The organism is Pseudoalteromonas sp. NZS71 (genome assembly GCF_015864715.1).
Lineage (GTDB): Bacteria > Pseudomonadota > Gammaproteobacteria > Enterobacterales > Alteromonadaceae > Pseudoalteromonas > Pseudoalteromonas arctica.
This window is the reverse complement of sequence record NZ_JADYWS010000085.1, coordinates 1-611: the sequence shown is the minus strand read 5'-3', so window position 1 is coordinate 611 and position 611 is coordinate 1. Positions and strand designations below refer to the sequence as shown.

1 protein-coding gene is annotated in these 611 nt (G+C 48.4%); it reads right to left on the bottom strand.

Features of this window, described 5'->3' with window-relative positions; translation table 11 throughout:
* Positions 1–611 (bottom strand): hypothetical protein (locus tag I6E85_RS20825; RefSeq protein WP_197237336.1); only part of this gene is annotated, 611 nt, incomplete at both ends.

Genomic DNA, 611 nt, shown 5'->3' with positions numbered 1-611 from the left:
TCATTCACTTGCTGTGTCGCGTTAGCTTGAGTAGTTGAAGCCGTAGCACCCGTATTCAGCGGTGCAGTGCTTGCAGTAGCAGCATCAGCTTTCACGTTTTGGCCATTATCAGCTTGATCACCATTTAATGTGTTCTCACTGTCTGCCTGAGCATTGTCAGCTTTTGGTTGAGTAGCGTCATTCACTTGCTGTGTCGCGTTAGCTTGAGTAGTTGAAGCCGTAGCACCCGTATTCAGCGGTGCATTGCTTGCAGTAGCAGCATCAGCTTTCACGTTTTGCTCATTGTCAGCTGGTTCACCATTTAGTGAGTTTTCACTGTCAACCTGAGCATTGTCAGCTTTTGGTTGAGTAGCGTCATTCACTTGCTGAGTCGCGTTAGGTTGAGCAGTTGAAGCCGTAGCACCCGTATTCAGCGGTGCATTGCTTGCAGTAGCAGCATCAGCTTTCACGTTTTGGCCATTATCAGCTTGATCACCATTTAATGTGTTCTCACTGTCTGCCTGAGCATTGTCAGCTTTTGGTTGAGTAGCGTCATTCACTTGCTGTGTCGCGTTAGCTTGAGTAGTTGAAGCCGTAGCACCCGTATTCAGCGGTGCAGTGCTTGCAGTAGC